Origin of the sequence: Streptomyces sp. SAJ15 (assembly GCF_007595705.1) — a bacterium.
GTDB lineage: Bacteria > Actinomycetota > Actinomycetes > Streptomycetales > Streptomycetaceae > Streptomyces.
Genome location: NZ_NISY01000001.1, coordinates 28965 through 55369, shown reverse-complemented (window position 1 = coordinate 55369; position 26405 = coordinate 28965). Strand labels below are relative to the sequence as shown.

27 protein-coding genes are annotated in these 26405 nt (G+C 71.6%); 8 read left to right on the top strand and 19 right to left on the bottom strand.

The features are described from left to right. Window positions 1-6: 6 nt before the first annotated feature. The gene (gene mqnE / locus CD790_RS00245; RefSeq protein ID WP_144380854.1) at window positions 7-1170 is read right to left on the bottom strand and encodes an aminofutalosine synthase MqnE; all 1164 of its coding nucleotides are present in this window, start codon (window positions 1168-1170) and stop codon (window positions 7-9) included. 51 nt (window positions 1171-1221) lie between these two features. Further along, window positions 1222-1677 carry an Lrp/AsnC family transcriptional regulator gene (locus CD790_RS00240; RefSeq protein ID WP_144380853.1) on the bottom strand — a complete coding sequence of 152 codons (456 nt, stop codon included), beginning with the start codon at window positions 1675-1677 and terminating at the stop codon, window positions 1222-1224. 133 nt (window positions 1678-1810) lie between these two features. On the opposite strand from CD790_RS00240, the gene CD790_RS34345 reads away from it, so the two are divergent. After that, window positions 1811-1960 carry a hypothetical protein gene (locus CD790_RS34345; RefSeq protein WP_186318817.1) on the top strand — a complete coding sequence of 50 codons (150 nt, stop codon included), beginning with the start codon at window positions 1811-1813 and terminating at the stop codon, window positions 1958-1960. A 19-nt stretch (window positions 1961-1979) separates the two neighbouring features. On the opposite strand, the gene CD790_RS00235 is transcribed toward CD790_RS34345, so the two are convergent. The 3 genes from CD790_RS00235 to CD790_RS00225 all read right to left on the bottom strand — a co-directional run bounded on the left by CD790_RS00235 (window position 1980) and on the right by CD790_RS00225 (window position 5332). Continuing rightward, window positions 1980-2780: a UbiX family flavin prenyltransferase gene (locus tag CD790_RS00235; protein ID WP_144380852.1), complete on the bottom strand. Its 801-nt coding sequence runs from the start codon at window positions 2778-2780 to the stop codon at window positions 1980-1982. Window positions 2781-2874: 94 nt separating this feature from the next. Beyond that, a complete protein-coding gene (gene mqnP / locus CD790_RS00230) occupies window positions 2875-3798 on the bottom strand; it encodes a menaquinone biosynthesis prenyltransferase MqnP (RefSeq protein ID WP_144380851.1) in 924 nt (307 codons plus the stop codon). A gap of 82 nt (window positions 3799-3880) precedes the next feature. Beyond that, window positions 3881-5332, bottom strand: coding sequence for a menaquinone biosynthesis decarboxylase (locus CD790_RS00225; protein WP_144380850.1), 1452 nt, complete (start codon window positions 5330-5332; stop codon window positions 3881-3883). 97 nt (window positions 5333-5429) lie between these two features. Between CD790_RS00225 and CD790_RS00220 the strand changes: the two genes are divergently transcribed. After that, complete coding sequence (locus CD790_RS00220) at window positions 5430-5876, top strand: PLD nuclease N-terminal domain-containing protein (RefSeq protein WP_144380849.1); 447 nt, start codon at window positions 5430-5432, stop codon at window positions 5874-5876. Window positions 5877-5919: 43 nt separating this feature from the next. Here the strand turns inward: CD790_RS00220 and CD790_RS00215 are convergent, their stop codons facing one another. The 9 genes from CD790_RS00215 to hemL all read right to left on the bottom strand — a co-directional run bounded on the left by CD790_RS00215 (window position 5920) and on the right by hemL (window position 15357). Beyond that, window positions 5920-6471, bottom strand: coding sequence for a Uma2 family endonuclease (locus CD790_RS00215; protein ID WP_260867243.1), 552 nt, complete (start codon window positions 6469-6471; stop codon window positions 5920-5922). A 204-nt stretch (window positions 6472-6675) separates the two neighbouring features. Then, a complete protein-coding gene (gene ccsB / locus CD790_RS00210; protein ID WP_144380847.1) occupies window positions 6676-7764 on the bottom strand; it encodes a c-type cytochrome biogenesis protein CcsB in 1089 nt (362 codons plus the stop codon). Beyond that, window positions 7761-9605, bottom strand: a complete 1845-nt coding sequence (locus CD790_RS00205; RefSeq protein ID WP_144380846.1) for a cytochrome c biogenesis protein ResB — start codon at window positions 9603-9605, stop codon at window positions 7761-7763. Before CD790_RS00205 ends, ccsB begins: the two co-directional genes overlap by 4 nt. A gap of 3 nt (window positions 9606-9608) precedes the next feature. Beyond that, window positions 9609-10373, bottom strand: a complete 765-nt coding sequence (locus tag CD790_RS00200) for a cytochrome c biogenesis CcdA family protein (protein WP_144380845.1) — start codon at window positions 10371-10373, stop codon at window positions 9609-9611. A gap of 4 nt (window positions 10374-10377) precedes the next feature. Beyond that, window positions 10378-10995, bottom strand: coding sequence for a TlpA disulfide reductase family protein (locus CD790_RS00195; protein ID WP_144380844.1), 618 nt, complete (start codon window positions 10993-10995; stop codon window positions 10378-10380). Window positions 10996-11236: 241 nt separating this feature from the next. Next, a complete protein-coding gene (locus CD790_RS00190; protein ID WP_144380843.1) occupies window positions 11237-12433 on the bottom strand; it encodes a hypothetical protein in 1197 nt (398 codons plus the stop codon). A 219-nt stretch (window positions 12434-12652) separates the two neighbouring features. Beyond that, window positions 12653-13000, bottom strand: a complete 348-nt coding sequence (locus CD790_RS00185) for a hypothetical protein (RefSeq protein WP_144380842.1) — start codon at window positions 12998-13000, stop codon at window positions 12653-12655. 312 nt (window positions 13001-13312) lie between these two features. Continuing rightward, window positions 13313-14026 carry a histidine phosphatase family protein gene (locus CD790_RS00180; RefSeq protein WP_399216789.1) on the bottom strand — a complete coding sequence of 238 codons (714 nt, stop codon included), beginning with the start codon at window positions 14024-14026 and terminating at the stop codon, window positions 13313-13315. A gap of 8 nt (window positions 14027-14034) precedes the next feature. Beyond that, window positions 14035-15357, bottom strand: coding sequence for a glutamate-1-semialdehyde 2,1-aminomutase (gene hemL / locus CD790_RS00175; protein ID WP_144380840.1), 1323 nt, complete (start codon window positions 15355-15357; stop codon window positions 14035-14037). A 134-nt stretch (window positions 15358-15491) separates the two neighbouring features. Between hemL and CD790_RS00170 the strand changes: the two genes are divergently transcribed. After that, on the top strand, window positions 15492-16181 hold the full coding sequence (locus tag CD790_RS00170) for a hypothetical protein (protein WP_144380839.1): 690 nt from the start codon (window positions 15492-15494) through the stop codon (window positions 16179-16181). Between the two features lie 196 nt (window positions 16182-16377). Here the strand turns inward: CD790_RS00170 and CD790_RS35455 are convergent, their stop codons facing one another. Next, window positions 16378-17181 (bottom strand): SDR family NAD(P)-dependent oxidoreductase, encoded by an 804-nt coding sequence (locus tag CD790_RS35455; protein WP_260867327.1) that lies wholly within the window; start codon window positions 17179-17181, stop codon window positions 16378-16380. Then, window positions 17178-17657, bottom strand: a complete 480-nt coding sequence (locus tag CD790_RS35450; RefSeq protein ID WP_260867326.1) for a cupin domain-containing protein — start codon at window positions 17655-17657, stop codon at window positions 17178-17180. Before CD790_RS35450 ends, CD790_RS35455 begins: the two co-directional genes overlap by 4 nt. Before the next feature lie 170 nt (window positions 17658-17827). Here CD790_RS35450 and CD790_RS00160 point away from each other — a divergent pair, with 170 nt between their 5' ends. After that, window positions 17828-18160 (top strand): YnfA family protein, encoded by a 333-nt coding sequence (locus tag CD790_RS00160; protein WP_144380838.1) that lies wholly within the window; start codon window positions 17828-17830, stop codon window positions 18158-18160. 245 nt (window positions 18161-18405) lie between these two features. Next, window positions 18406-19170: an SDR family NAD(P)-dependent oxidoreductase gene (locus CD790_RS00155; protein WP_144380837.1), complete on the top strand. Its 765-nt coding sequence runs from the start codon at window positions 18406-18408 to the stop codon at window positions 19168-19170. An 80-nt stretch (window positions 19171-19250) separates the two neighbouring features. Here CD790_RS00155 and CD790_RS00150 read toward each other — a convergent pair whose 3' ends face one another. Continuing rightward, window positions 19251-20444 (bottom strand): RtcB family protein, encoded by a 1194-nt coding sequence (locus tag CD790_RS00150; RefSeq protein ID WP_144380836.1) that lies wholly within the window; start codon window positions 20442-20444, stop codon window positions 19251-19253. Window positions 20445-20616: 172 nt separating this feature from the next. Here CD790_RS00150 and CD790_RS00145 point away from each other — a divergent pair, with 172 nt between their 5' ends. The 3 genes from CD790_RS00145 to CD790_RS00135 all read left to right on the top strand — a co-directional run bounded on the left by CD790_RS00145 (window position 20617) and on the right by CD790_RS00135 (window position 24130). Continuing rightward, window positions 20617-21579 carry a DUF3558 domain-containing protein gene (locus CD790_RS00145; RefSeq protein ID WP_144380835.1) on the top strand — a complete coding sequence of 321 codons (963 nt, stop codon included), beginning with the start codon at window positions 20617-20619 and terminating at the stop codon, window positions 21577-21579. Between the two features lie 120 nt (window positions 21580-21699). Then, the gene (locus CD790_RS00140; protein WP_144380834.1) at window positions 21700-22401 is read left to right on the top strand and encodes a hypothetical protein; all 702 of its coding nucleotides are present in this window, start codon (window positions 21700-21702) and stop codon (window positions 22399-22401) included. Between the two features lie 175 nt (window positions 22402-22576). Next, window positions 22577-24130, top strand: a complete 1554-nt coding sequence (locus tag CD790_RS00135) for a DUF2637 domain-containing protein (protein WP_144380833.1) — start codon at window positions 22577-22579, stop codon at window positions 24128-24130. A gap of 12 nt (window positions 24131-24142) precedes the next feature. Here CD790_RS00135 and CD790_RS00130 read toward each other — a convergent pair whose 3' ends face one another. Both CD790_RS00130 and lysS read right to left on the bottom strand, forming a co-directional pair. Beyond that, complete coding sequence (locus CD790_RS00130) at window positions 24143-24346, bottom strand: hypothetical protein (RefSeq protein WP_144380832.1); 204 nt, start codon at window positions 24344-24346, stop codon at window positions 24143-24145. Window positions 24347-24498: 152 nt separating this feature from the next. After that, window positions 24499-26259: a lysine--tRNA ligase gene (gene lysS, locus CD790_RS00125; protein ID WP_144380831.1), complete on the bottom strand. Its 1761-nt coding sequence runs from the start codon at window positions 26257-26259 to the stop codon at window positions 24499-24501. Window positions 26260-26405: the final 146 nt, after the last annotated feature.

Genomic DNA, 26405 nt, shown 5'->3' with positions numbered 1-26405 from the left:
TGCGCGTCAGACCCGCATCGGCTGCGGGGACTCCCGGAGCTCCGGGTCCGGGCCCGGGTAGTCCTTGATGACCTCGTAGCGCGTGTTGCGCTCCACCGGCCTGAAGCCCGCGTCCCGGATCAGGTCGAGCAGGTCCTCACGGGTCAGCTTGTCCGGCGTGCCGTAGTTGTCGGCGTCGTGGGTGATCTTGTACTCGACGACCGAGCCGTCCATGTCGTCCGCGCCGTGCTGCAGCGCCAGCTGGGCGGTCTGCACGCCGTGCATCACCCAGAAGACCTTCACATGCGGGACGTTGTCGAACAGCAGCCGGGAGACCGCGAAGGTCTTCAGCGCTTCGGCGCCGGTCGCCATCGTGGTCCGCGCCTGCAGGCGGTTGCGGATCTTGCCGTCCTTCATGTCCACGAAGTCGTGCTGGTAGCGCAGCGGGATGAAGACCTGGAAGCCGCCGGTCTCGTCCTGGAGCTCGCGCAGCCGCAGCACGTGGTCCACCCGGTGGCGCGGCTCCTCGATGTGGCCGTAGAGCATGGTGGACGGCGTCTTGAGGCCCTTGGAGTGCGCGAGCCGGTGGATGCGCGACCAGTCCTCCCAGTGGGTCTCGTGGTCGACGATGTGCTGCCGCACCTCCCAGTCGAAGATCTCGGCGCCGCCGCCGGTCAGCGACTCCAGGCCGGCGTCGATCAGCTCGTCGAGGATCTCCGACGCGGAGAGGCCGGAGATCTTCTCGAAGTGGTGGATCTCGGTGGCGGTGAACGCCTTCAGCGAGACCTGCGGCAGCGCCTCCTTCAACGCCCGCAGCGAGCGCGGGTAGTAGCGCCAGGGCAGCGTCGGATGGAGGCCGTTGACGATGTGCAGCTCGGTGAGGTTCTCGTTCTCCATCGCCTTGGCGAGGCGGACGGCCTCCTCGATGCGCATCGTGTACGCGTCCTTCTCCCCCGGCTTGCGCTGGAAGGAGCAGTACGCGCAGGACGCGGTGCACACGTTCGTCATGTTCAGATGACGGTTGACGTTGAAGTGCACCACGTCGCCGTTCTTCCGCGTGCGCACCTCGTGGGCCAGGCCGCCGAGCCAGGCCAGGTCGTCCGACTCGTAGAGGGCGATACCGTCCTCGCGGGTCAGCCGCTCCCCGGCCCGGACCTTCTCCTCCAGCTCGCGCTTGAGCCCCGCGTCCATAGTCGGCCGCCTCCCATACGTCTGCTTATGTGGGCCTTGACGAGCCTACGCCTAGGCGTTCTCGGGCAGTTCGCCGACCCGGTTCTCCCACTTCGTGGAGAGCACGATGGTGGTCCGGGTGCGGGACACGCCCTTGGTGCCGGACAGCCGACGGATCGTCCGCTCCAGCCCGTCCACGTCGCTGGCCCGCACCTTGAGCATGTACGAGTCGTCGCCGGCGATGAACCAGCAGTCCTCGATCTCGGCGAGCTCGCGCAGCCGCTGGGCCACCTCCTCGTGGTCGGTGGCGTCCGAGAGGGAGATGCCGATGAGCGCGGTGACACCGAGGCCGAGCGAGGCCGCGTCCACGGTCGCGCGATAGCCGGTGATCACACCGGCCGCCTCCAGGCGGTTGATCCGGTCAGTGACGCTCGGGCCGGAGAGGCCGACCAGCCGGCCGAGCTCCGCGTATGAGGCCCTGCCGTTCTCGCGCAGGGCCTGGATGAGCTGCCTATCCACCGCGTCCATATGCCTGGAGCCTTCCATTGTTCTGCGATCCCGCTGGTTTACATGTAGAATCTAAGGCATCAGGGCCGAAGGCCCTGCGAATCAGTGCACGCTTTGTCTAACTTGCCTAACGATCAATGACGATCCCCAGGAGATGAGTCTCACCGTGTACACGATCGAGATGGCCTATGCCCGCATGCGTGAGCTGCAGGAGCTGGCCGACCGCTCGCGTGCTCACCAGCCCACCGGCACCCGTCGGGCCAAGGCGGCCAAGGGCCGCTCCGCCCGCGCCACCAAGCGCTGACCACCCAAGCGCTGAACGCTCAGCGCCGATCCTCCCCCCGAGGGCCCATGGAGCCGGTCGGTCCGGCCGGACCGACCGAGGCGGCCGACGCCACCGGCCCGGCGGAGCCACCGGCGAAGCCGCCCCCGAGCTCTCCTTCCCACCGGCGGTACAGCTTGTGCGGCACACCCGCCGCGTCCAGCACCCGCCCGGCGACGAAGTCCACCAGATGCTGGATGTGCGTCGCCCCCGCGTAGAACGCCGGCGAGGCGGGCACCACCACGGCACCCGCCTCGTCCAGCGTCACCAGCGCCTTCAGCGTCTGCCCGCTCAGCGGGGCCTCCCGCACCGTGACCACCAGCGGCCGGCGCTCCTTGAGCGTCACGCTCGCCACCCGCTGCAGCAGGTCCTTGGACAGCCCCAGCGCCACCCCGGCCACACACGCCGTGCTCGCCGGGACGATCAGCATCCCCTTCGCCGGGTACGACCCCGAGGACGGCCCCGCCGCCAGGTCGCCGGCCGACCAGTAACGCACCGCGGAGACGTCCACGTCGAAGGCGTCCGGCGTGCCGTCGGCGCCGCGCGCCAGCCACGTCCGCAGGTCCTCCCGCCAGTGGGCGTCCCGGAACGCGATGCCGGTCTCGTCCAGCAGCGTCAGCCGCGAGGCCCGACTGACCACCAGGTCGACCGCCTCGCCGGCCTGCACCAGCGCGCGCAGCACCGCCGCGGCGTACGGCGTCCCGGACGCTCCGGACACCCCGACGACCCAGGGACGGCGGGTCTCCCGGTCGGCGGCCGCTCCGGGCGGCTGCCCCTCACTGAGCTCTTCGCAGGGATTCACATACCGAGACTATCCGGAGCGCTTCACGCGCCATCACACGCGCGGGTGACGGTCACCCTCAGGGGCCGTCACCCACCCGTGAGAGGCGGCGCGGTCACACGCTCAGGCCGCGCACCAGCAGGTCCAGCAGCGCGCAGAGGAACAGCGCGATGCCGATGAAGCCGTTGACCGTGAAGAAGCTGCGGTTCAGCCGGGACAGGTCGTGCGGCCGCACGATCGAGTGCTCGTAGAGGAAGGCCGAGGCGACGATCAACAGGCCCACCCAGAAGAAGGCGCCCGCGTCCGTGGCCACCCCGTACCACCCGAGGAGCAGGGTGGTGACGACATGGCAGACCCGCGCACCGTACAGCGCGCCGGGGACCCCGAAGCGGGCCGGCACCGACCGCACCCCGTGCGCGAGGTCGGACTCGACGTCCTGACAGGCGTAGATCAGGTCGAAGCCGCCGATCCACACCCCGACCGCCAGGCCCAGCACGACCGCGTCCCAGGACCACTCGCCGGTGATCCCGATCCACGCGCCGACCGGACCCATCGCCTGGGCCAGGCCGAGGATCGCGTGCGGGAAGTCCGTGAACCGCTTGCCGTACGGATAGACCACCATCGGGACCACCGCCACCGGCGCCAGCACCAGGCACAGCGGACCCAACAGCGCCGCCGCGCCCAGGAACACCACCAGCGCCACCAGTGCGCCCACCCAGGCGGTGCGGACCGAGACCGCGCCGGTGACCAGCTCACGGGAGGCGGTGCGCGGGTTCCGCGCGTCGATCTCCCGGTCGATGATCCGGTTGGCGGCCATCGCGAAGGTGCGCAGCCCCACCATGGCCACCGTCACCAGCAGCAGCCGCAGCCAGTGGATGTCCCCGTCCCACAGCAGCATCGCGGTGAGCGCGGCGATGTACGCGAAGGGCAGCGCGAAGACCGAGTGCTCGATCATCACCAGCCGCAGGAACGCCTTGACCCGGCCGCTGGACTCGGCGGGGCGGCCGCCGGACCCGAGGACCCCCTCGGCGGCGCTCACCGCCCGTCCTCCGGACCAGCCCCGCACCGGCGGTGGGAGGACCCGGCCGCCACGCTGCCGACGCCCGTCGTGGACCGGCCCCTCACAGCCCGTACTCCTTCCACCGCCGGGTCACCCGGTCGGCGGTCCGCGGGTCCGACTCGACCATCTCCGGCCAGCCGCCGTCGCGCGTGTAGCCCTCCTCGGGCCACTTCGCCGTGGCGTCGATGCCCGCCTTGCCGCCCCAGAACTTCTGGTACGAGGAGTGGTCGAGGTGGTCCACCGGGCCCTCGACGACGGTGAGGTCGCGGGCGTAGTCCGTGTTGCCCAGCGCCCGCCAGGAGACCTCGTGCAGGTTGTGTACGTCGCAGTCGGCGTCGACCACGATGATCAGCTTGGTCAGCGACATCATGTGCGCGCCCCAGATGGCGTGCATCACCTTCTGCGCGTGCTTGGGGTACTTCTTGTCGATCGAGACGATCGCGCAGTTGTGGAAGCCGCCGGACTCCGGCAGGTGGTAGTCCACGATGTCCGGAATGATGATCTTCAGCAGCGGAAGGAAGAACCGCTCGGTGGCCCGCCCCAGCGGGCCGTCCTCGGTCGGCGGCCGCCCCACCACGATGGACTGGAGCAGCGGACGGCGGCGCATGGTGACGCAGTCGATGGTCAGCGCCGGGAAGTCGTCCTGCGGGGTGTAGAAGCCGGTGTGGTCGCCGAACGGGCCCTCCGGGAGCATCTTCCCCGGCTCCAGCCAGCCCTCCAGGACCACCTCGGCGTTGGCCGGCACCTGGAGCGGCACCGTCTTGCAGTCGACCATCTCCACCCGCCGGCCCTGCAGGAAGCCGGCGAAGAGGTACTCGTCGATGTCGCCGGGGAGCGGGGCGGTGGAGGCGTACGTCACGGCCGGCGGACAGCCGAAGGCGATCGCCACCGGCAGCCGCTCGCCGCGCCGCGCGGCCACCTGGTAGTGGTTGTGGCTGTCCTTGTGGATCTGCCAGTGCATGCCGATGGTGCGCCGGTCGTGGCGCTGGAGCCGGTACAGACCCAGGTTGCGCACCCCGGTCTCCGGGTCCTTGGTGTGGGTCAGGCCCAGGTTGTAGAAGGACCCGCCGTCCTTGGGCCAGGTGAACAGCGCCGGGATCGCGTCCAGGTCGACCTGGTCGCCGGTGAGCACCACCTCGTGCACCGGAGCGTCCTTGACCTTCTTCGGCGGCACGTGCGCCATGCTGCCGAGCTTCCCGAAGGCCTCCCGCAGCCCGCCGACGCCGTGCGGCAGCTCCGGCTTGAGCAGCCCGCCGATCTTCTCGCTGATCTCCTCGTACGAGCCCAGCCCGAGCGCCTTCAGCAGCCGACGGTCGGTGCCGAAGACGTTCATCGCCAGCGGGATCGGGGAGCCCTTCACGTTCTCGAAGAGGAGGGCGGGTCCACCGGCCTTGTTCACCCGGTCGACGATCTCCCCGATCTCCAGATACGGATCGACTTCGACCTTGATGCGCTTGAGGTCGCCTTCGCGGTCAAGCGCCCGCAGAAACGAACGAAGATCGTCATAAGCCATGCGGTCCAGTATCCGGCACGCACTACCCTGGACCGGTAACTGGGTGCCGCGCTTAGGGCTCCCGGCTCCGACACCGCACACGCAGGGGGACGGCCTCATGCTCCGGGTGCTGCTCATTCTGGTGCCGCTGGCGCTCAGCATCTACGCCTTCATCGACTGCATCACCACCGACGAGCAGGACGTCCGCTATATCCCCAAGCCCATCTGGGCGATCCTCGTGCTGCTCTTCCCGGTGGTCGGCTCGATCTCCTGGCTGATCGCCGGCAAGCAGCGCGGGCCCGTCGGCGCCGGCGGGTCGGGCGGCTTCGGCTTCGGCGGCCGACGCGGCGGCGGCTGGGTCGCCCCGGACGACAACCCCGAGTTCCTCAAGTCGCTCGGCGACAAGGCCGGGGGCGCCGACGAGACGTCCGAGCCGGCCGAACAGGCCGAGCCGGACGAGGCACTGCTGAAGGACTGGGAGGCGGATCTGCGCCGCCGCGAGGAGGAGCTGCGGCGCAAGGGCGACAGGGGCGACGGCCCGGAGGACACGCCGCCCGCGAAGTGACGCCGGGGCCCTACCCGAGAGGCGGGGCCGACCGGTACGACGGTCAGCCGCGGGGCCAGTTCGTCGTGTCGATGGTGGCCTCGGGGAACGGGAGCGGGAACTTCGTCCCAAAGGCATAGGTCGACACGTCGGTGTACTCGCCGTTCTGCGGGGCGTGGTGGACGTGCACGTATCCGGTCTTGGGGTCGGCGATGACGTACGTCGGCACGCCGGCCGCGGCGTAGACCTTCAGCTTGGCGTCGTAGTCGTCCCGGCGGCTGCCGCGGGAGACGACCTCCGCCACCAGGCGGACGTCCCGGTAGTCCCACCCGCCGTTCTCGTCCTCCTTCGCGTCATCGGCGAGGAGCGCCACATCGGGGCAGTAGCCGTTGAGTGCACCAGGGAAATCGATCCGCACATCCCACAAGATGTTCGCCTCGAGTCCGCACACGTCCTCCAACGACCGGTTGATCCTGCGAATGATCGTCGAGTGGACGAAACGCTGTGGATTCATGACGATCTCCCCCTCGATGACCTCCGCCCGGTAGCCCGCAGGCACATTCATCGCCTCGATGAGATCGAACATCTCATCCAGGCGGGCAGAGTCCATCACCATGGCCATCTCGGCACCTCCCTGGCAGTCCTCTTCGAGCCTAGCGACCTCTAAGGATGGTCGCCCGCCTTATCCACAACCCCCGGCGGACCAGCGTCCCCACGGCCGCGGCCGGCTCCCGTGACGCATGTCACGAAAACCGGCCGCGATGCGGACGAGTGGGCCCGGCGGGCCGCGCGACCCCGCCGCGGGGTCGCATACGGTCCGTCAGACCCCGGCGTAGGAGTGCTTGCCGGAGACGAAGATGTTGATCCCGTAGTAGTTGAAGAGGTAGCAGCCGAAGGCGGCCAGCGCCAGGTAGGCGGCCTTGCGGCCCTTCCAGCCGGCGGTGGCGCGGGCGTGCAGGTAGCCGGCGTAGGCGACCCAGGTGATGAAGGACCAGACCTCCTTGGGGTCCCAGCCCCAGTAGCGGCCCCAGGCGGCCTCGGCCCAGATCGCGCCGGCGATGATCGTGAACGTCCACAGCGGGAAGACCGTGGCGTTGATGCGGTACGCGAACTTGTCGAGCGAGGCGGCGGAGGGCACCCGCTCCAGCACGGACCGGGCGAACGCGCCGGACTGCTTGCCGTCCGGGTTCTCCAGCCGCTCCTCGTACCGGTCGCGGAAGAGGTAGAGCAGCGTGGAGACCGCGCCCAGGTAGAGGGCGGCGCCGGAGATGATGGCGCAGCTGACGTGGATCCACAGCCAGTACGAGTGCAGCGCCGGGACCAGCTGGTCGCTCTCGGTGTAGAGCACCGAGACCGCCAGGCCCAGGTCGAGCAGGACCGTGGTGACCAGCGGCAGGCCGATCCAGCGGACGTTCTTCTTCAGCGCCAGCAGGGCCAGGTACGTGCCGACCGCGACCATGGCGAAGGTCGTGGAGAACTCGTACATGTTGCCCCAGGGGGCGCGCTGCACGGACAGGGCGCGCGACACGACCCCGCCGACGTGCATGAGAAAGCCCAGCACGGTCAGCGAGATCGCGATCCGCCCGTACAGGTCGCCCTTCTCGGTGCCGCCCGCGGCGCCCGGGCCGTCCGGGACGTCCCGGCTGCCGACGGCGGAGCGGGTCACGACCTTCGGCCGCTCCAGCACGGCGGTGGCGCCGCCCTTGCCGCCGACCTGGACGGCGACCTTGGCGGTGGCCGGGGCGTTCGCGGTGATCGCCGAGGCGGTACGGCCGACGGCGCTGCGGCTGCCGAACACCCACTCACTGATGTGGGCCAGGAAGGCGAGGGTGTAGACCGCCATCGCCGAATAGATCAGCACATTGCTGGTCTGGGCCAGGTTCTCGTTGACTTCGGCAGCGAGGTTCACGCGCGCGCTCCTTCGGCAGCGTCAGCGGGTTCTGCGGGGTCGTCGGCGTCCGGAGCGGAGCCGTCGGGGTCGGGGTCCGGGTCCGGAGCGGGCGGGGCGTCCGTCTGGAGCGCCACGGCGAGGTCGGCGAGCTCCTCGGGGAGCTTCGGCGACTCGCTGCGGCCCAGACCGGCCATCTCCACCACGGTCACGCCGTCGGCGCCGGTCGTGGCGCGCACCCATACCCGTCGGCGCTGGATGAAGAGCGAGGCGGCCAGGCCCAGCAGGGCGGCGACCGCGCCGACCAGGGCGCCGGAGTTGCCCGGCTGGTGGGAGACCTGGAAGGTCGCCCAGGGCTTGATGCCGTCGAAGGTGAGCGTTCCGGCGCCGTTCGGCAGCTTCATCGTCTCGCCGGGCAGCAGCTTCTTGGCGAACGCCTTGCCGTCCGGCTCCTTGAACTGCTTCATGCGCTGGGTGTCCAGCTGGTACACGTTCTGCGGGGTGCCGGCGTCGATGCCCAGGCTGCCGTGGTACGCGGTGAGGAAGAGCACCGGGTACTCCAGCGCGGGGAACTGGGAGAACATCGTGCCCGTGTTCGCGCCGCCGAAGGTCGGCACGAAGAAGCCCTGGAAGCCCAGCTGGTCCTTCTTGCCGTTCTTGTCCCGGTAGTCGGGGACCTTGATCACGCCGGAGGAGGTGAGGTTGGAGTCCTGCGGCAGGAACGGCACCGCGCCCTTGAAGGCGATGTCGCCCTGGCCGTCCTTGACGGTGACGACCGGCGCGTAGCCGTTGCCCAGCAGGAAGACCTTGGAGCCGGCGATGTCCAGCGGCTCGTTCACCTCGACGGTGGTCTTCCGCTCCTCGCCGTCGGCACCGACCGAGTAGGTGATGTCCGCCTGGTACTCGCGGGCGGTGCCGCGCTGCGGGCCGGACTTCTCGTAGCTGGCGGTGAAGCGGTCCAGCTTGAAGCTGAAGGGGTCGAGGTCGTCGACGTCGAAGAAGGTGCCGGACTTGAAGTCGTCGTACTGGCTGATGGTGTTGGAGAACCCCGGTTCACCGGCGACGATCAGCTTGCCGCCCTCGGACTTCCACAGCTGTCCCACCGCGAAGGCGACCAGCATCACGATCAGCGCGATATGGAAGACCAGGTTGCCGAGCTCGCGCAGATAGCCCTTCTCGGCGGCGACCGCGCCGTCGGTGACGTGGGCGCGGAAGCGGCGCCGCTTCACGATCCTCTGGGCGGCGGCCAGCACCTCGTCGGGGGTGGCCTCGGTGCGCCAGGTGGTGTACGCGGGCAGCCGGGTCAGCCGGCGCGGGGCGGCCGGCGGGCGGCCGCGGAGCTGTCCGACGAACTGCCAGCTGCGCGGCACGATGCAGCCGATCAGCGAGATGAACAGCAGGATGTAGATCGCCGAGAACCACACCGAGCCGTAGACGTGGAAGAGGCCGAGCTGCTCGTAGATCGGCGCGAGCGTCTCGTGCTTCGCCTTGAACTCGGCGACCTTGAACTCGTCCACGCTGTTCTGCGGGATCAGCGAGCCGGGGATGGCGCCGAGGGAGAGCAGCAGGAGCAGCAGCAGCGCGACCCGCATCGAGGTCAGCTGCCGCCAGAACCAGCGGAACCAGCCCAGGACCTCCCGACCGAGCCACTGGACCGCGCCCAGCGCGCCGGGGCGGCGCACCCCGCCGAAGGACCCGGGGACGGCCTGGCCGGCCTCCTCCGCCGGGGCCGTGGACAGCTGGGAACCGGCCGCGCCGAGGTCGCTGTCCTCGGCGGAGGCCGCCGCCCGCGCGGCGCCGTCGTCGGTGGCGTCACCGTCCGGCGCCGGGGCGGCGGCGGAGTCGGTGTCGGTGGTGGCCATGGATCAGATCCCCACGTTGAAGCTGTTGGACCAGTACTGCATGTCGGCGATCATCCGGTCCCAGGTACCGGTCAGCAGCAGCACGCCGAGCACCACCAGCATGCCGCCTCCCAGCCGCATCACCCACACGTAGTGGCGCTTGACCCAGCTGAACGCGCCGAGCGCGCGCCGATAGGCGAGGGCGACCACTATGAACGGCACGCCGAGGCCCAGGCAGTAGGCGAAGGTGAGCAGCGCGCCGCGACCGGCGCTGGCCTGGTTGATCGCCAGGGTCTGGACGGCGCCGAGGGTGGGGCCCATGCAGGGAGTCCAGCCGACGCCGAAGAGCGCGCCGAGCAACGGCGCGCCGGTCAGACCCATGGTGGGCTTCATATGGAAGCGGAACTCGCGCTGTCCGAAGAGCGAGAACAGCCCCATGAAGGCCAGGCCCATGACGATCGTCAGGACCCCGAGGATCTTGTTGACGGTCTCCCTGTGCACCATCAGGTCCTGGCCGATGCTCCCGAAGAACGCCCCCTGGGAGATGAAGACGGCCGAGAAGCCGAGGACGAACAGGGAGGCGCCGGCGAGCATCCGACCGCGTCTGGCCTCGCCCAGGTCCGTTCCGGTGACGCCGGTGACGTACGACATATAGCCGGGCACCAGCGGCAGCACACACGGGGAGAAGAAGGAGACCAGACCCGCGCAGAGGGCGAGCGGCAGGGCGAGCAGCAACGCGCCCGAGTTGACGGTCGCTTCGGCGTCGACGCCCGCGGCGAGAGCGATCATGTGATCACTTCTCCGCGATGACCGGGTCGATCAGCTCGTGCAGGCGCTTCTCGCTGAGGGGCTGCATGGTGCGTGCCGCGACCTTGCCGTCCCGGTCGATCACGACCGTGCTCGGGATGCCCTGCGGGAGAAGGGTGCCCTTGGGGAAGCGCAGCAGCAGCTTGCCCGCGGGGTCGTAGAGGCTCGGGTAGTCGACCTCGAATTCCTTCTCGAACTTGATCGCCGACGCCCGGTTGGGGTCACGGGTGTTGACCCCGACGAACTGCACGCCCTTGGACTTGGTCTCCTCGGCGACCTTGACCAGGTTCGGGGCCTCCGCCCGGCACGGCGCGCACCACGAGCCCCAGATGTTCAGGACGACGACCTTGCCCTTGTAGTCCGCGATGTCGAGTTCGTCGCCCTGCAGGTCCTCGCCGCTGAGGTCGGGAGCCGCCTGGCGGTCGCCCTTGGCGACCCGGTCGATCCCGTTCTTGCCCTGGATGTAGTTGGTGTTGGACCCTCCGCCGGACACCCCGCCCGAACCGCAGGCGGAAAGCGTCAGCGCGGCAACGGCGGCCCCAGCGGCCAGCACGGTTGCGCGACGGCGGGTCACGAGACGCCGAGGGGCGCGGCAGGCACTCATGTGAAAAGTTTCGCATGGGCGGTTTAGGGATCTTCCGCACCCCCCACCCGGCCCGCGCGCATCCCCTCTCACCACCGGTTTCGTCCTCACACGGAACCGCCCCGCGCGCCGTCTCGGCGCCGGGGCGATGCCGGGAGTGCCGGGCGGCGCCGGGCGATGCCGGTGGAGCGCCGGTGGGGCGCCGAGGGCGCCCGGGGCGCCCACACCGACGGGCGCGGACGCGGGCCGGGCGCCGACCGGCTCAGCGGGCGCCGGCGAAGGGCTGGCCGACGCCCAGCCGGCGCAGGTCGGCGAGGACCGCGGGGTCCTGGGCGTCCAGCCAGTCGCAGAGCTGCCGGAAGGACACCAGTCGGACGTCCTTGTGCTTCTCGTCGGTGATGTGCTTGATCGCCTCCTCGACGGCGTCCATGTAGATGCCGCCGTTCCACTGCTCGAAGTGGTTGCCGATGAAGAAGGGCGCGCGGTTGGTGGTGTAGGCGCGCTTGAAGCCGGCGATGTAGGCGTTGGCCGCCTGCTGGCGCCAGCGCGGGTAGTTGGCCGGCGGCGCCTTGGTGGAGTTCTGGGACTGGTTGGCCAGGATGTTGTAGTCCATCGAGAGCACCTCGAAGGAGTGGCCGGGGAAGGGCATCTGCTGGAGCGGAAGGTCCCAGAGGCCCTGCTTCTTGGTGGGCCAGACCTGGAGGCCGCCGGGCGAGCTGGCGTCGTAGCGCCAGCCGAGCTTCTTGGCGGTGGGCAGCAGGTTCTCCTGGCCCAGCAGACAGGGGGCGCGGCCGCCGACGAGTTCCTTGCGGTAGTCGAAGGGCAGCGGCTCCAGGTCGGTGAAGCCGGTGTTGGTGCGCCACTTGGTGACGAAGGACACGGCCTGCTCGATCTCCGACTCCCACTGGGCCGGGGTCCAGTTCTTCACCGAGCCGCCGCCGGCGCAGAAGTGGCCGTTGAAGTGGGTGCCTATCTCGTGGCCCTCCAGCCACGCCTCCCGCACGTTCTCCAGTGTCGCCCGGACGTGGTCGTCGGTGAGGTAGCCGATGTCGGAGGCGCCGACCGGGTTGTTCGGCGGCCGGTAGAGGTTCTTCTTCGACTCCGGCAGGCAGTAGATCCCGGAGAGGAAGAAGGTCATCGACGCGTTGTGCTCGCGGGCGAGCTTGCGGAAGCGCGGGAAGAGCCCGTTGCCGACCTCGCCGGCGCCGTCCCAGGAGAACACCACGAACTGCGGCGGCTTCTGCCCCGGCTCCAGCCGCTCGGGCTTGCCGGGCTGGTTCGGCTGGGCGCCGGACTCGGCGGTGGAGCCGTCGCCGATCGGCTTGGCCTGCTGGGTCTGCCGCGGCTTCTTCTTGTCCGTGCCCGACCCGGAGGAGTCCTTCGAGCACCCGGCGACGGTCAGCGCCGTCGCGGCCCCCACACCGAGTCCGAGCAGCCCCCGTCGGCTGATATTGCCCATACCATCACCATCCGTACTCGTCACACCCAAGCCCGCGTAAACGGACACCGAATGAGATGAGCGGATGGCGGCCGGGGTTCCGCCCGACGGCCGAAAAGTCCCGCTGTCGACTGACCGTTTCGGGTCGGTTACGCGATGCGGACACGGGAGGCGAACCGGGCGCGGGGGCGGCACATCGCACCCGCCCTGACGGAACCGGGCCCGGGCGAGCGCTCGGCGTCAGCTCATCGCCGCGGCGAACACCGCGATGCCGATCACCGGGTACACCGCGAGGAAGAGCCCGATGCCGACGGCACACTCACGCACGCTCTGCAGGGGGTGCAGGGGCTTGTCGCGGCACGGCAGCACCCAGGCGATCGCGAACAGGAGCATGGCGACCACGGGGCTGAGGACGCCGCTGTCGCCCGCGACACCGTAAACGCCGAATTGCGCGACAAGGCACGGCCCGCCGACGAGCGTGGCCACGAGGGGCGTCTTCCACCACGGGCGCTCGGCGGAGGACGCGGGTCGAACGTCAGTGCTCTGGCTCATGTCCGCCATCCCACCAGCGCCGAAGATCCAGGCCATCGCGCGGCGAGCTCATTCCCTCTGAGTACCCGTACTCAGCGCAACGCGGCGAGCCGGGCGCCCGGCCGGGGGCGCCGGCCCTCGAGCGCCGGACGGGCTGGGCGTCCCAGCCCGTCCGGCGGTCGAAGGGGTACGTGCGGCCGAGGGCCGCCCGGTGCGCAGGCGAGGCGCTGAGCGGGCTCGGCGAAGTCCGGTGCGGTTCGGTAGCGCCCCGAAGGGGCGCGGGGCGCGGTTACCTGTGCGGCTCCGCCGCGCGGGCGCGACCAGCCACGACGCTCCCGCGGCTGGCACACCGGACATCCAGTGAAACGCTTAGGCGCCGAAGCCCTTGGAGGCGCCCTTGATGGCGCCCTTGCCCCAGCGGGGCTGGGCACCCGCGCGCAGGTGCGCGGGGACCAGGTCGAGGGCCGGCTCACTGTAGCCCACGGACACGATCTTGTCGCCGCGGTAGGTGAAGGTGGTCAGGCTGGCCAGGGTGCACTGCCGCTTGCGCGGGTCGTGCCACAGCCGCCGCCGCTCGGCGAACTGCCGCACCACCCAGATCGGCAGCTGGTGGCTGACGCAGACCGCCTCATGGCCGCGCGCGGCGTCCCGCGCGGCGCCCAGCGCCTCCATCATCCGCACGACCAGCTCGATGTACGGCTCGCCCCAGGAGGGCCGGAAGGGGTTGGTGAGGTACTTCCAGTTCTCCGGCTTCTTCAGCGCGCCGTCGCCGACTCCGAAGGTCTTGCCCTGGAAGATGTTGTCCGCCTCGATCAGCCGCTCGTCCGAGGCGATGTCCAGGCCGTGCGCCTTGGCGATCGGGGTGGCGGTCTCCTGGGCGCGCTCCAGCGGGGAGGCCACGACATGGGTGATGTCGCGGCCGGCCAGGTGCTCGGCGACCCGGTCGGCCATCTGCCGGCCCAGCTCGGAGAGGTGGTAGCCGGGCAGCCGCCCGTAGAGGACGCCGTCGGGGTTCGCCACCTCGCCGTGGCGCATCAGGTGGACGACGGTGACGTCGCTGTCGGTCTTGGGGGTGGTGGTCATCTCATCCATCACTCGGCGGCCTCGGTGGCCTGGGCCGCGGCCCGTGCGGCCTTCGGCAGGGCGGTGGCGACGCGCTCGATCGCGCGCGCGTCGTGGGCCGTGGAGACGAACCACGACTCGAACGCGGACGGCGGGAGGTACACGCCCTCGGCGAGCATCGCATGGAAGAACGCGGTGAACCGGAAGCTCTCCTGGCGCTTGGCGTCCTCGTAGTCCCGCACCTCGCGGTTGGTGAAGAAGACGGAGAACATGTTGCCCGCCGTCTGGAGCCGGTGCGCCACACCCGCCTCGGTCAGCGCCTGGGTGACCAGGCCCCGGATCTCGGCGGACACCGCGTCGACCTTCGCGTAGGCCGCGTCGTCCAGCAGCCGCAGCTGGGCGAGGCCGGCGGCGGTGGCGATCGGGTTACCGGAGAGCGTGCCCGCCTGGTAGACCGGGCCGGCCGGGGCCAGGTGCGCCATCACGTCGGCGCGGCCGCCGAAGGCCGCGGCCGGGAAGCCGCCGCCCATGACCTTGCCGAAGGTCATCAGGTCCGGACGCACCCCGTCGATGCCGTACCAGCCGGCCTTCGAGACCCGGAAGCCGGTCATGACCTCGTCGGAGATGTAGAGGGCGCCGTTCTTCTCGCAGGCGGCCTTGAGCCCCGCGTTGAAGCCCGGCAGCGGCGGCACCACGCCCATGTTGCCCGGCGACGCCTCGGTGATCACACACGCGATCTCGCCCGGGTGGGCGTGGAAGGCGGCCTGCACCGCCTCCAGGTCGTTGTAGGGGAGCACGATGGTGTCGCCGGCCTGCGCGCCGGTCACGCCCGGGGTGTCCGGCAGCCCGAAGGTCGCCAGCCCGGAGCCCGCCGCGGCGAGCAGGGCGTCCACATGCCCGTGGTAGCAGCCGGCGAACTTGATCACCTTGGTGCGGCCGGTGAAACCCCGGGCCAGCCGGATCGCGGACATCGTCGCCTCGGTGCCGGAGGAGACCAGGCGCACCTGCTCCAACGGCTCGATCCGGGCGACCATCTCCTCGGCGAGCGCGACCTCGCCCTCCCCCGGCGTACCGAAGGACGTGCCACGGGCGACGGCGGCCTGCACCGCCGCGATCACCTCCGGGTGGGCATGGCCAAGGATCATCGGCCCCCAGGAACACACGAGGTCGACGTACTCCCTGCCGTCGGCATCGGTGAGGTACGGACCATCACCGGACACCATGAAACGGGGCGTACCGCCCACGGCGCGGAACGCGCGCACGGGAGAGTTCACGCCGCCAGGCGTCACGATGGCCGCACGGTCGAATAGCGTCTGCGAAACTGGTGCTGCGTACGGATAGGGATTGCTCACGCAGCCATGGTGTCAGAGGCTGACGGGGACGTGCGTCCGGGCGTTTCACCGCCCGCACGCGGGGGAGGTCTCTGACACGATGATCGGGTTGCGCGGCGGGGGCGGTGCCTCCTGGAAAGCAGTCGGGTGAGGATATGCATCGCGGTGGCGAACTGGGCGAGGGGACCGATGACCGGGGCCCCGAGCGCCCCCACGCTGACCGCGCCCGCCCTGAACGCACCGGCCGCGCCGGACGTACCGGACGCCATGGACGTCATCGACGCGAGGACGCGGGCGCGCCCGGGGCCACCAGCGGTACCGACGACACGAACGGTACGGCCGACCCGGGGGACGCGCGCGCCGCGACCGGCGGCAGCGGTCCGTCGCGCGGAGGCAGGGGCCGCGGCATGGGGGTGACCTACAAGTACTTCGGTGCGCCCAACGGCGCCACCGCCGCCCGGGTCCCCATCTCCATGCGCCCCGAGGAGCTCGGCGGCGACGAGCTCGGTATGGGCGGCATGTTCACGAAGATCAAGCCGGAGACCGTGGCGGCCATGGTGCTCACCGGCATCGAGGGCATACCCCTGCACAAGGTCCCCCCGCTGGAGCTCGTCGTCCTGCACCCCGACTACGCGGTCGTCAAGCTGCCCATGACGGTCGTCGACCCGCTGCGGGGCGTCGGCGAGGAGGCGGTCGGCGCGGCGGCCTTCATCTGGTCCACGGTCCCCGACCGCGGCGGCCCGCGCGACGCCTTCACGGTCTACCAACTGCTCCACGAGTGGCAGGACTTCAGCCATCGGCTGCACGAGGCGGGGCACCAGGCGTACTGCCTGGTGTGGCCGTGACGCCGGGCGGCCACCGGCCCGGCGGGGCCTGAGGGTCGCGAACCGGAGCCCTGACCGGCCGGAGCCCTGGCGGACCGGGGGCATGACCGGCCGGGGCCGGCGGAGCGCCAGGGCCGCGGCGCCGGAGTTCCGCCCTCGGCGGCCCCCGGCCCGCCCGTGGCCCGCGCGGCGCGCGGGCCGGGAGCCGTGGGGCGGTTCACCAGGTGGGGCGGGCCGAGACGCCGCCGTCGACGACCAGGTCGTGTCCGGTGACCCAGGAGGCCATCGCCGAGGCCAGGAAGACGCATGCGTCGCCGATGTCCTCGGGCCGGCCCAGCCGCCCGGCCGGCGCGGCCCGGCGCCAGCGGTCCACCCCCTCGGGCCACGCCTCCTCGATGCCGTCGCGGGCCATCAGCCCCGGCGAGACGGTGTTGACCCGGATGCCGTCGGCGCCGTACTCCAGCGCCGCCGAGCGGGCGTGCATGATGACCGCCGACTTCGCGGCGCAGTAGTGGGCGTGTCCCGGCGCGGGCCGTGTGCCCTCGATCGAGGCGATGTGCGTGATCGAACCGCCGCCACCCGCGCGCATCACGGCCGCGGCGGCCTGGGTGCAGGCGAAGACGCTCAGCACGTTCAGGTCGGAGACCGTGCGCCACTCGGCCGTGGACATGCCCGCCAGCCCCCGGACCGGCTGCACCCCCGCGTTGTTCACCAGCGCGGTCAGTCGGCCGCGCCAGGCCGCGGCCCGCTCCACCAGGCGGTGGCAGCCGTCCTCGGTGGCCAGGTCGGCGTGGAGCGCCAGCGCGCTGCCGCCGACCCGCTCGATCCGGTCCACGACCTCCCGCGCGGCGGCCTCGCTCGTACGGTAGTGAACGGCCACCGCCGCACCGGCCGCGGCGAACCGCCGCGCGATGCCCCGTCCGACCCCGCCCCCGGCGCCGGTGACCAGCGCCACCTGACCGGTGAGGTCGGGCAGGCCGGCGGCGCGGGGACGAGCCGTGCCGTCGTCGTGGCCGGTCACGGCCGGGTCAGGGTCGCGATCCACTGGGCCTCCCCGGGGTGACGAGCGGTCAACTCGGCCGCGTCCCCGTGCTCGTAGTCGTCCTCGGTGAAGCCGGGCGCCATGGTGCAGCCGAACAGCGACCAGGCGCCGCCGTCGGCCACCCGCGCTCCCATCCAGGTGCCGGCCGGCACGGTGTACTGCACCAGCTCGCCACCGAAGACGTCCTGGCCGAGGGTGACGGTGCGGGAGGTGCCGTCCGGGGCGAGCAGCCACAGCGCCAGCGGATCGCCGAGGTAGAAGTGCCAGACCTCGTCGGCGGGGAGCCGGTGCAGGGCGGAGAAGTCGTCCGGCGCGGCGGTCAGCAGCATCACGATCGCCGACCCCTCGGGCCGGCCGTCCGGCCGCGCGGGCCCCGCCCAGGTGCGCCGGAACCGTCCGCCCTCGCGGGGCAGCGGCGCCAGCCGGAAGAGGGCGGCCAGCGCCTCGGGGTCGATGTCGCCGCGCACGCCCGTCCCTCCGCTCGACAGGACCTCGTCTCCCCGGCGTCGTCGCGCTCAGCGATCTCCGCACGGGACCGGCCTCAACATGGCAGCTTCCCCGGGCCGGGTCAACGGCGCCACGGCCGCGCGGCGCGCCGGGCCACGGCCCCCGTAGCCTTCCGCCCATGCTCATCGCCCGTTCCATCGCCCTGTTCGCCCTCGCCGCGCTGTTGGAGATCGGCGGCGCGTGGCTGGTCTGGCAGGGCGCCCGCGAGCACCGCGGCTGGCTGTGGATCGGCGCCGGGGTGATCGCCCTGGGGGCCTACGGCTTCGTCGCCACCCTCCAGTCGGACGCGAACTTCGGCCGTGTCCTGGCCGCGTACGGCGGCGTGTTCGTCGCCGGCTCGATCGCCTGGGGCATGGTCGCCGACGGCTACCGCCCCGACCGCTTCGACGTGATCGGGGCGCTGGTGTGCCTCGCCGGCATGGCCGTGATCATGTACGCGCCCCGGGGCTAGCCGCGCGGCTCCTCGTGGCCGTGCGAACCCGCCGGTCGGACCGCCACGGCGCCGCCTCGGCCCCCGGACCCCGGTGCCGGCCGGGAGATGGAGGAGCGGCTCGCCCCGGCCAACCGGCATATGCTGCGCAGTGGATCACGCGCGAGCCCGCGGCGCCACGTCGGGGCAGCCCCCCGAGGCACCACCCGGCGCCAAGAGCCGGCAGCACGCTCCGCGGCACCGCCCGTCGAACAGCAGGAGGGTCCATGACCACCCGTACCGCAGTCGTCACCGGCGCGAGCAGCGGCATCGGCGCGGCCACCGCGCGCCGGCTCGCCGCGGCCGGGTTCCGCGTCGTCCTCACCGCCCGCCGCAAGGACCGGATCGAGGCGCTGGCGGCGGAGCTGGACGCGGCGGGACACGAGGCCGTCGGCTACGCCCTGGACGTCACCGACCGCGCCGCCGTCGACGCCTTCGCGACCGACCTCGACCGCCACGGCCCGGTCCACGTCCTGGTCAACAACGCCGGCGGCGCCCTCGGCACCGAGACGGTCGCCACCGCCGACCCGGCCGACTGGCGCGCGATGTACGAGGTGAACGTCGTCGGCGTGCTCAATGTGACGCAGGCGCTGCTCCCCGCCCTCACCGCCTCCGGCGACGGCACCGTGCTGGTCCTCTCCTCGACCGCGGGTCTGGCCACCTACGAGGGCGGCGGCGGGTACGTCGCGGCCAAGCACGGCGCCCACGTCATCGCCGAGACCCTGCGCCTGGAGCTGTGCGGCACCCCCGTCCGCGTCATCGAGGTCGCCCCCGGCATGGTCAGGACCGAGGAGTTCGCCAAGGTCCGCTTCCGCGGCGACGAGTCCAGGGCCGCCGCCGTCTACCAGGGCGTGGCCGAACCCCTGGTCGCCGACGACATCGCCGACGCCGTCACCTGGGCCGTCACCCGCCCGTCGCACGTCAACGTCGACCTCATGGTCATCCGTCCGCGCGCCCAGGCCTCCAACTACAAGGTGCACCGCGAGGGCTGAACCGCGGACGGGTCGCCGACACCGGCACGCGCGGAAAGGGGCGCCCCCCGGGGGCCGCCCCTTGTCCGTCAGCCGTCTCGTCAGCCCTTCACGCAGACGATCTGCTTGAGCTTGGCGACGATCTCGACGAGGTCCCGCTGCTGCTCCATGACCTTCTCGATCGGCTTGTACGCGCCCGGGATCTCATCGACCACGCCCGCGTCCTTGCGGCACTCCACGCCGCGCGTCTGCTCCTCCAGGTCGCGCACGGAGAACCGCTTCTTGGCCTGGTTGCGGCTCATCTTCCGGCCGGCGCCGTGCGAGGCGGAGTTGAAGGACGCCTCGTTGCCCATGCCGCGCACGATGTACGAACCGGTGCCCATGGAGCCCGGGATGATGCCGTACTCGCCGCCGCCCGCGCGGATCGCGCCCTTGCGGGTCACGAGCAGGTCGAGGCCCTCGTAACGCTCCTCCGCGACGTAGTTGTGGTGGCAGGAGATGACCTCGCCGAAGGTCACGTTGGCCTTCCTGAACTCCCGTCGGACCACGTCCTGGGAGAGCGCCATCATGATGGCGCGGTTCCGCTTGGCGTACTCCTGCGCCCAGAACAGATCCCGGCGGTACGCCGCCATCTGCGGGGTGTCGGCGAGGAAGACGGCGAGGTCGCGGTCGATCAGGTTCTGGTTGTGCGTCAGCTTCTGGGCCTGACCGATGTGGTACTCCGCCAGCTCCTTGCCGATGTTGCGAGAGCCGGAGTGGAGCATGATCCACACCGAATCGGACTCGTCCAGGCAGAACTCCCAGAAGTGGTTGCCCCCGCCCAGCGTCCCCATCTGCTTCGTGGCCCGCTCATGGCGGAAGCGCACGGCCTGCGCCAACCCGTCGAAGCCCGCCCAGAAACCGTCCCAACCGGCCGTCGGCAGCCCGTGCACCCGCGCCGGATCCACCGGGTCGTCGTGCATCCCGCGCCCCACCGGGATCGCCTGCTCGATCTTGGAGCGCAGTCGGGAGAGGTCGGCGGGGAGGTCGTTCGCGGTGAGGGAGGTCCGCACCGCGGACATCCCGCAGCCGATGTCGACGCCGACCGCGGCCGGACAGACCGCGCCGTGCATGGCGATCACCGAGCCGACCGTCGCGCCCTTGCCGAAATGGACGTCCGGCATGACGGCCAGGCCCTTGATCCATGGGAGGGTGGCCACATTGCGCAACTGCTGCATCGCGACACCCTCGACCGTGGCCGGGTCGGCCCACATGCGGATCGGAACCCGCGCACCGGGAACCTCGGTGTACGACATAACTAACCCATACCCCCGTAGTGAACAAATAGCAAAAACCGGGCTTCGCGCATCAAGGGCGACAGCGGACCGGCAGACGCGGCAGTGCGTGCGATAGACATTGTCTCCACCCCCCGCCGCGCGGCGGCAAGCAGTTTTCGCTCGAAGGTCGACCCGAAGGGAGCCGCGGACCGTGCACCCATGGCAGCGAGAGGCGAGGGCGTGTGGGAAGCGGGCGCCGGGGGCCGCGCCGGCCGTCGCCGTGCTGGCCGCGCTCGCCGCCGGGCTGACCGGGATCACCGGCTGCAGCGGCGACTCCCCCACGCCCCACGGCTCGGAGAACGGCAAGCCCGACGAGGCCGGACACAGCGTCACCGCCGAGCCGGGGAAGTACCGCACCCTCCCGGAGGCGTGCGGCACGGTCAGCCTGAAGACCCTCCGCACCCTGCTCCCCCTCGCCGAGGGCACCGAGGCCGAGGACGCCGACGGCGACGACATCGAGGATGTCTACGCGGGCCAGGCCGCCGTCACCTATGACACCGACCGCAGCGTCGGCTGCAGTTGGAAGGTGGAGACCCCCGAGGGCAGCCGCCATCTGACGCTGGACCTGGAGCGGGTGGTCTCCTACGACTCCGCGGTCAGCGACGAGGAGCGGGCGCGGCTGACGTACGCCAAGAAGGCGGCGGCCGCACAGGTTCCGGACGCCACCGTGCCGACGACCCCCACGGCCCCGACGACCCCGTCGGCCACCCCGAAGCCCTCCCGATCCTCCTCGGCCACCCCACCCCCCAGCCCGACCGCCTCCCCCGCCTCCCCTGACTCGCCGGGCTCGCCCTCCGCCGCGGGCCAGGGCTCCCCCTCCGCCGCGGACCAGGGCGGCGCCACCCCGTCGGCCGACGGGGACGACACGCCGGAGACCGAGGCGCCGCGCCGGTTGGAGGACCTGGCCGACGAGGGGTTCCTGGACGACCGGCTCAGCACCACCGGCTCCGCGATCCACCGTGACATCACCGTCGTCTTCCGCTCCTCCAATGTGATCGTCACCATCGCCTACGACCAGTGGTCGAGTGACAAGGCGCACATTCCCCGCAGCGAGGAGCTCCAGCGGAACGCCGAAGATCTGGCGCGTGAGCTGACCGGACGCATCGACGAGTGACCGTACGGGCAGCGCGCGGATCCGACGGGATCCGGACGGGTGGGCGCGGCGGCCGCGTACCGTGCTCTGTAGCCACGAGGGCGGGCCAGCCGCCCATTGACCGAGATTGAGTTAAGGATCATGCACCGAACAGCCCCGCGACTCGCCCGTGTCCTCGCCTGCGCCGCCGTACCGGTGCTGCTCGTAGCCGGCTGCTCCTCCGACTCGGACTCCGACTCGAAGTCCTCGGCCAAGTCCTCCGCCACCGCCTCGGCCAAGCCGACCGCCAAGCCGACGCCGACGGTCGCGCCGGTGAAGTTCAAGAAGCTCCCCAAGGCGTGCGACGCCCTGGTCGGCAAGACGGTCGAGAAGCTGGTGCCCAACGCGGAGAGCAAGAAGGGCAAGCACCTGGCCTCCGCTGACAGCAGCGAGTCGGACAGCTGCCTGTGGAGCGGCCTCGAGGACTACCAGTACCGCTCCCTCACCCTCTCCTTCCGCCGCTTCGACTCCGGTCTGACCTCCGGCTCCGGCGACCAGCGCGCCGAGGAGTACGCCGCCGCCCAGGCCGACCAGGCCGCCAAGGTCAAGGACGCCAAGAACGTCAAGACCGGCACCGCGGCCATCGGCGACAAGACGGTCACCGTGAAGTCCGAGACCAAGCAGGAGAAGGAGGACTTCCGGAACCAGACCGTGGTCGCCAGAACCGGGAACGTCGTCGTGATCGTCGAATACGACGGTGCCGGCTTCGAGGACGGGGACACCCCGAACGCGGACAAGCTCCTCAAGGACGCCCAGGACGCGGCCAAGGAGGCCGTGGAGTCGGTCGCCACGGCCGACAAGTAGGCCGCCGACGGGCGAGCGGAAGCCGAGGCGATGCCGGCCCGGCGGGGCCGACGGCCCCGCCGGGCCGTCGGAAAGCGGCCGCGGCGGTGGGTCACACCACCGCACGCGGCCGCTTGACGTGTATGCGACGCTGAGGCGCGCATCCAGAGGAACGGGGAGGTCGCGGGTGGCCGCGATGCAGCTGACACGTACGCACCGAATACTCATCGGCGTGGTCGTCGCCGGCGCCCTGGTGATCGCCGGGATCGGCTTCGCCGGCTCCTACGCGGCCGTCCGCGACCTCGCCCACAAGAAGGGCTTCGGCGACTTCGCCAACGTCTTCCCGATCGGCATCGACGCGGGCATCTGTGTGTTGCTGGCCCTGGACCTGCTGCTCACCTGGATGCGCATCCCCTTCCCGCTGCTGCGCCAGACCGCCTGGCTGCTCACCGCGGCCACCATCGCCTTCAACGGCGCCGCCGCCTGGCCGGATCCGCTCGGCGTCGGCATGCACGCCGTCATCCCCGTGCTGTTCGTGGTCTCCGTCGAGGCCGCGCGGCACGCCGTCGGCCGGATCGCCGACATCACCGCCGACCGGCACATGGAGTCGGTGCGCGTGGCCCGCTGGCTGCTCGCCCCGGTGCCCACCTTCCGGCTGTGGCGCCGGATGAAGCTGTGGGAGCTGCGCAGCTACGACGAGGTCATCAAGTTCGAGCAGGATCGGCTGGTCTACCGGGCCCGACTGCGCGCCCGCTACGGGCGCGCCTGGCGCCGCAAGGCCCCGGTGGAGTCGGTGATGCCACTGCGGCTGGCGCGGTACGGGGTGCCGCTGACCGACACCGCCGAGGCGGGCCTCGCGGCGGCGGGCATCGAGCCGGCGGTGATCCGGCCGGCGCTCACGGCCGGCGCCGGGACGACCGCCGGTGCCGGGGCCGGTGGTGCGCGGCCCGGCGGGCCCGATGGTGGCGCGGCCGCCGCGGGGGCGACCACCACGGGGCATGGCGTGGCGGGTGCGTACGCCGCCGTGCCGGACAGCGCGGTCCGCTCCGCCCCAGCGCCGGCGACCGCCGGCCAGGTGACTGCGGGTGGCTTCCCGGGCGTTGCGGGACAGGTGCCGGCGTCGGGTGGTTTCTCCGGCGTCGCCGACCCGTCCGCCGGGCCGAAGGGTTTCCCGGGCGGTGCCGAGCAGGCCCCGGTGAACGGCTTCCCGACCGTCGTCGGGCAGGGCGGCGGCGCGGCTCCCACGCCGGTGCCCGCGCCGGCACCGGCACCGGCGCCGAAGTCCCTCCCGGTCTCCGTGCCGCTGCCGGTGTACCAGCAGGCCGGCCCGGACGAGGCGTACGCCGTCGCGCAGCCGCACCCGGAGCCGCGCGCCGAGTTCGCGCAGGGCGACGCCGTGCGGCCGCACGCCCCGCAGGCCGGTGTCGAGCGGGCCGCCGACAACCCGCGGGTCGAGGAGGCGCGCGGCGAGGCGCCGGAGCCCGAGCCCGAGGGCATCGCCGAGGCCGACGCGCCCCGCGCCGCCGCCCGGGGCCGACTGCCGGAGGACATGCCGCGCGACGAGGCGCTGTACGGCGCCTTCCGTCAGTACTGCCGGCAGAACGGCAAGTTCCCCTCGGCCTTCCAGTTCGGCCAGCTGCTGCGGGACGGCTACGGGCTGACCGGCCTGGACAACGAGGAGTTGAAGGCGCACGTGGAGGAGTTCAAGGGCCGCTACCGCATCGAGCAGGAGCCCGAGACCATCCCGTAGGACCCGCTCGGGTCAGGCCCTCCGGGCCCGGCGTGTCCCCTCGCCCCACACCGCGAGCACCAGTCCCGTCAGGGCGATGCCGGCGTACGCCCCCGCGGGCAGGTCGAACCAGTTGTGCAGGACACCCCACGCCTCGTCGTCGAAGGTGAGTCCACAGAAGCCGAGCATGCCCTGGACGGCGACGACGATGCCGACGATTCCCATGAGTTCGCGCATAGGCCCAGCTTGACGCGAACGGCCCCGGGAAACCTCGTTCCCGGGGCCGAATCGCGCGTCAGTCGAAGGGTGTGGTCACCCGGACGCGCCCCTCGCGGCGCGGGCGCGGGGTGCCTCGGGCACCGGATCCGCGCACCGCGTCCGCGCGCGGGTCACGCGCCGAGCAGCCGCCGCACCCGGTCCGCGCCCACCGCCAGCAGCAGGGTGGGCAGCCGCGGGCCGGTGTCGCGACCGACCAGCAGCTTGTAGAGCAGGGCGAAGAAGGCGCGCTGGGCGACCTTGAGCTCCGGGGTCGGCTTGGCCTCGGGGTCCAGGCCGGCCATCACCTTGGGCACGCCGTAGACGAGCGTGGTCAGCCCGTCCAGCGACCAGTGCGTGTCCAGCCCCTCCAGCAGCAGCCGCAGCGACTCGCGGCCCTGCTCGTCCAGCGACTCCAGCAGCTCGGTGTCCGGCTCCTCGCGGACCCGGGTGCGCTGGTCCGCCGGGACCTGGGTGCTGATCCAGCGCTCGGCCCTGTCCAGCCGGGGCCGGGCGTCGTCCAGGGACTTCACCGGGTTGGCCGGGTCCAGCTCGCTGAGGATGCGCAGCGTCTGCTCGTCGTGGCCGGTGGTGATGTCCACGACCGAGGCGAGGGTGCGGTACGGCAGCGGGTGCGCGGTGCGCGGCAGCTCGCCGGCGGCGGTGCGGGTGGCACGGCTGTACGCGGCGGCGTCCGCCGGCTGGGCGGTGCCGTCGGCGACCTTGCGCTCCAGGGCGTCCCACTCGTCGTAGAGCCGCTGGATCTCCTGGTCGAAGGCGATCTTGAAGGACTGGTTGGGCTTGCGGCGGGCGTAGAGCCAGCGCAGCAGCGGGGCCTCCATGATCTCCAGCGCGTCGGCCGGAGTCGGCACCCCGCCCTTGGAGCTGGACATCTTGGCCATGCCGCTGATGCCGACGAAGGCGTACATCGGGCCGATCGGCTGCTCGCCGCCGAAGACCTCGCGGACGATCTGGCCGCCGACGACGAAGGAGGAGCCGGGCGAGGAGTGGTCCACGCCGGAGGGCTCGAAGACGACGCCCTCGTACGCCCAGCGCATCGGCCAGTCGACCTTCCAGACCAGCTTGCCGCGGTTGAACTCGCTGAGCGCCACGGTCTCCTGGTGCCCGCAGACGCAGGTGTAGGAGAGCTCGGTGGTCTCGTCGTCGTAGGCGGTGACCGTGGTCAGGTCGCGCTCGCAGACGGTGCAGTACGGCTTGTACGGGTAGTAGCCGGCGCCGCCCGCGCTGCCGTCGTCCTCGGTGGCCGCGCCGGAGCCCTCGGCCGCGGCCTCGGCGGCCGCCGCGTCGGCCTCGTCCAGCTTGCCCTTGGCCTGCTGCTTGGGCGCGGCCTTGGGCTTGTCCTTGGTGCGGTAGCGGTCGAGGACGGCGTCGATCGCGCCGCGGTGCCGCATGGCGTGCAGGATCTGCTCGCGGTAGGCGCCGGAGGTGTACTGCTCGGTCTGGCTGATGCCGTGGAACTCGATGCCCAGCTCGCGCAGCGCCTCGATCATGGGCGCCTTGAAGTGCTCGGCCCAGTTCGGGTGCGGGCTGCCGGGCGGGGCCGGGACCGAGGTCAGCGGCTTGCCGATGTGCTCGGACCAGGAGGGGTCGACGCCGGCCGGGACCTTGCGGTACCGGTCGTAGTCGTCCCAGGACAGCACGTGGACGCACTCGTACCCGCGGCGCCGGATCTCGTCGGCGACCAGGTGCGGGGTCATGACCTCGCGGAGGTTGCCGAGGTGGATCGGGCCGGACGGGCTGAGGCCCGAGGCGCAGACGATCGGTTTGCCCGGCGCGCGACGCTCCGCCTCGGCAATGACCTCGTCCGCGAAACGGGAGACCCAGTCGGTCTCGGTGCTCTGAGCCACGTTCGGCACTTCCTTCCTTGTGGTCATGGCATCGACCATTCTCCCAGACGGAACGGGCGCCCTGGGGGTTGCCAGGGGCCCGACGCGTCACCCGGGTGGGGATGCCTTTTTATCCGGGAGAGGGCGGTGTTCGCCGTGGGATACTTGACCGACCTTTCGCACCCCTAGAGGAA

Coding starts and splice junctions, on each gene's coding strand:
- CD790_RS00155 (WP_144380837.1), top strand. CDS start 18,406: ATGACCACCCGTACCGCAGTCGTCACCGGCGCGAGCAGCGGCATCGGC.
- CD790_RS00180 (WP_399216789.1), bottom strand. CDS start 14,026: ATGACCACCACCCCCAAGACCGACAGCGACGTCACCGTCGTCCACCTG.
- CD790_RS00170 (WP_144380839.1), top strand. CDS start 15,492: ATGCATCGCGGTGGCGAACTGGGCGAGGGGACCGATGACCGGGGCCCC.
- CD790_RS00135 (WP_144380833.1), top strand. CDS start 22,577: ATGCAGCTGACACGTACGCACCGAATACTCATCGGCGTGGTCGTCGCC.
- CD790_RS34345 (WP_186318817.1), top strand. CDS start 1,811: ATGAGTCTCACCGTGTACACGATCGAGATGGCCTATGCCCGCATGCGT.
- mqnE (WP_144380854.1), bottom strand. CDS start 1,170: ATGGACGCGGGGCTCAAGCGCGAGCTGGAGGAGAAGGTCCGGGCCGGG.
- CD790_RS00160 (WP_144380838.1), top strand. CDS start 17,828: ATGCTCATCGCCCGTTCCATCGCCCTGTTCGCCCTCGCCGCGCTGTTG.
- CD790_RS00225 (WP_144380850.1), bottom strand. CDS start 5,332: ATGGCTTATGACGATCTTCGTTCGTTTCTGCGGGCGCTTGACCGCGAA.
- CD790_RS00140 (WP_144380834.1), top strand. CDS start 21,700: ATGCACCGAACAGCCCCGCGACTCGCCCGTGTCCTCGCCTGCGCCGCC.
- CD790_RS00215 (WP_260867243.1), bottom strand. CDS start 6,471: ATGGTGATGGACTCTGCCCGCCTGGATGAGATGTTCGATCTCATCGAG.
- CD790_RS00185 (WP_144380842.1), bottom strand. CDS start 13,000: ATGGCCTGGATCTTCGGCGCTGGTGGGATGGCGGACATGAGCCAGAGC.
- CD790_RS00190 (WP_144380843.1), bottom strand. CDS start 12,433: ATGGGCAATATCAGCCGACGGGGGCTGCTCGGACTCGGTGTGGGGGCC.
- CD790_RS00205 (WP_144380846.1), bottom strand. CDS start 9,605: ATGGCCACCACCGACACCGACTCCGCCGCCGCCCCGGCGCCGGACGGT.
- CD790_RS00130 (WP_144380832.1), bottom strand. CDS start 24,346: ATGCGCGAACTCATGGGAATCGTCGGCATCGTCGTCGCCGTCCAGGGC.
- CD790_RS00200 (WP_144380845.1), bottom strand. CDS start 10,373: ATGATCGCTCTCGCCGCGGGCGTCGACGCCGAAGCGACCGTCAACTCG.
- CD790_RS00220 (WP_144380849.1), top strand. CDS start 5,430: ATGCTCCGGGTGCTGCTCATTCTGGTGCCGCTGGCGCTCAGCATCTAC.
- CD790_RS00195 (WP_144380844.1), bottom strand. CDS start 10,995: ATGAGTGCCTGCCGCGCCCCTCGGCGTCTCGTGACCCGCCGTCGCGCA.
- lysS (WP_144380831.1), bottom strand. CDS start 26,259: ATGACCACAAGGAAGGAAGTGCCGAACGTGGCTCAGAGCACCGAGACC.
- CD790_RS00240 (WP_144380853.1), bottom strand. CDS start 1,677: ATGGACGCGGTGGATAGGCAGCTCATCCAGGCCCTGCGCGAGAACGGC.
- CD790_RS00150 (WP_144380836.1), bottom strand. CDS start 20,444: ATGTCGTACACCGAGGTTCCCGGTGCGCGGGTTCCGATCCGCATGTGG.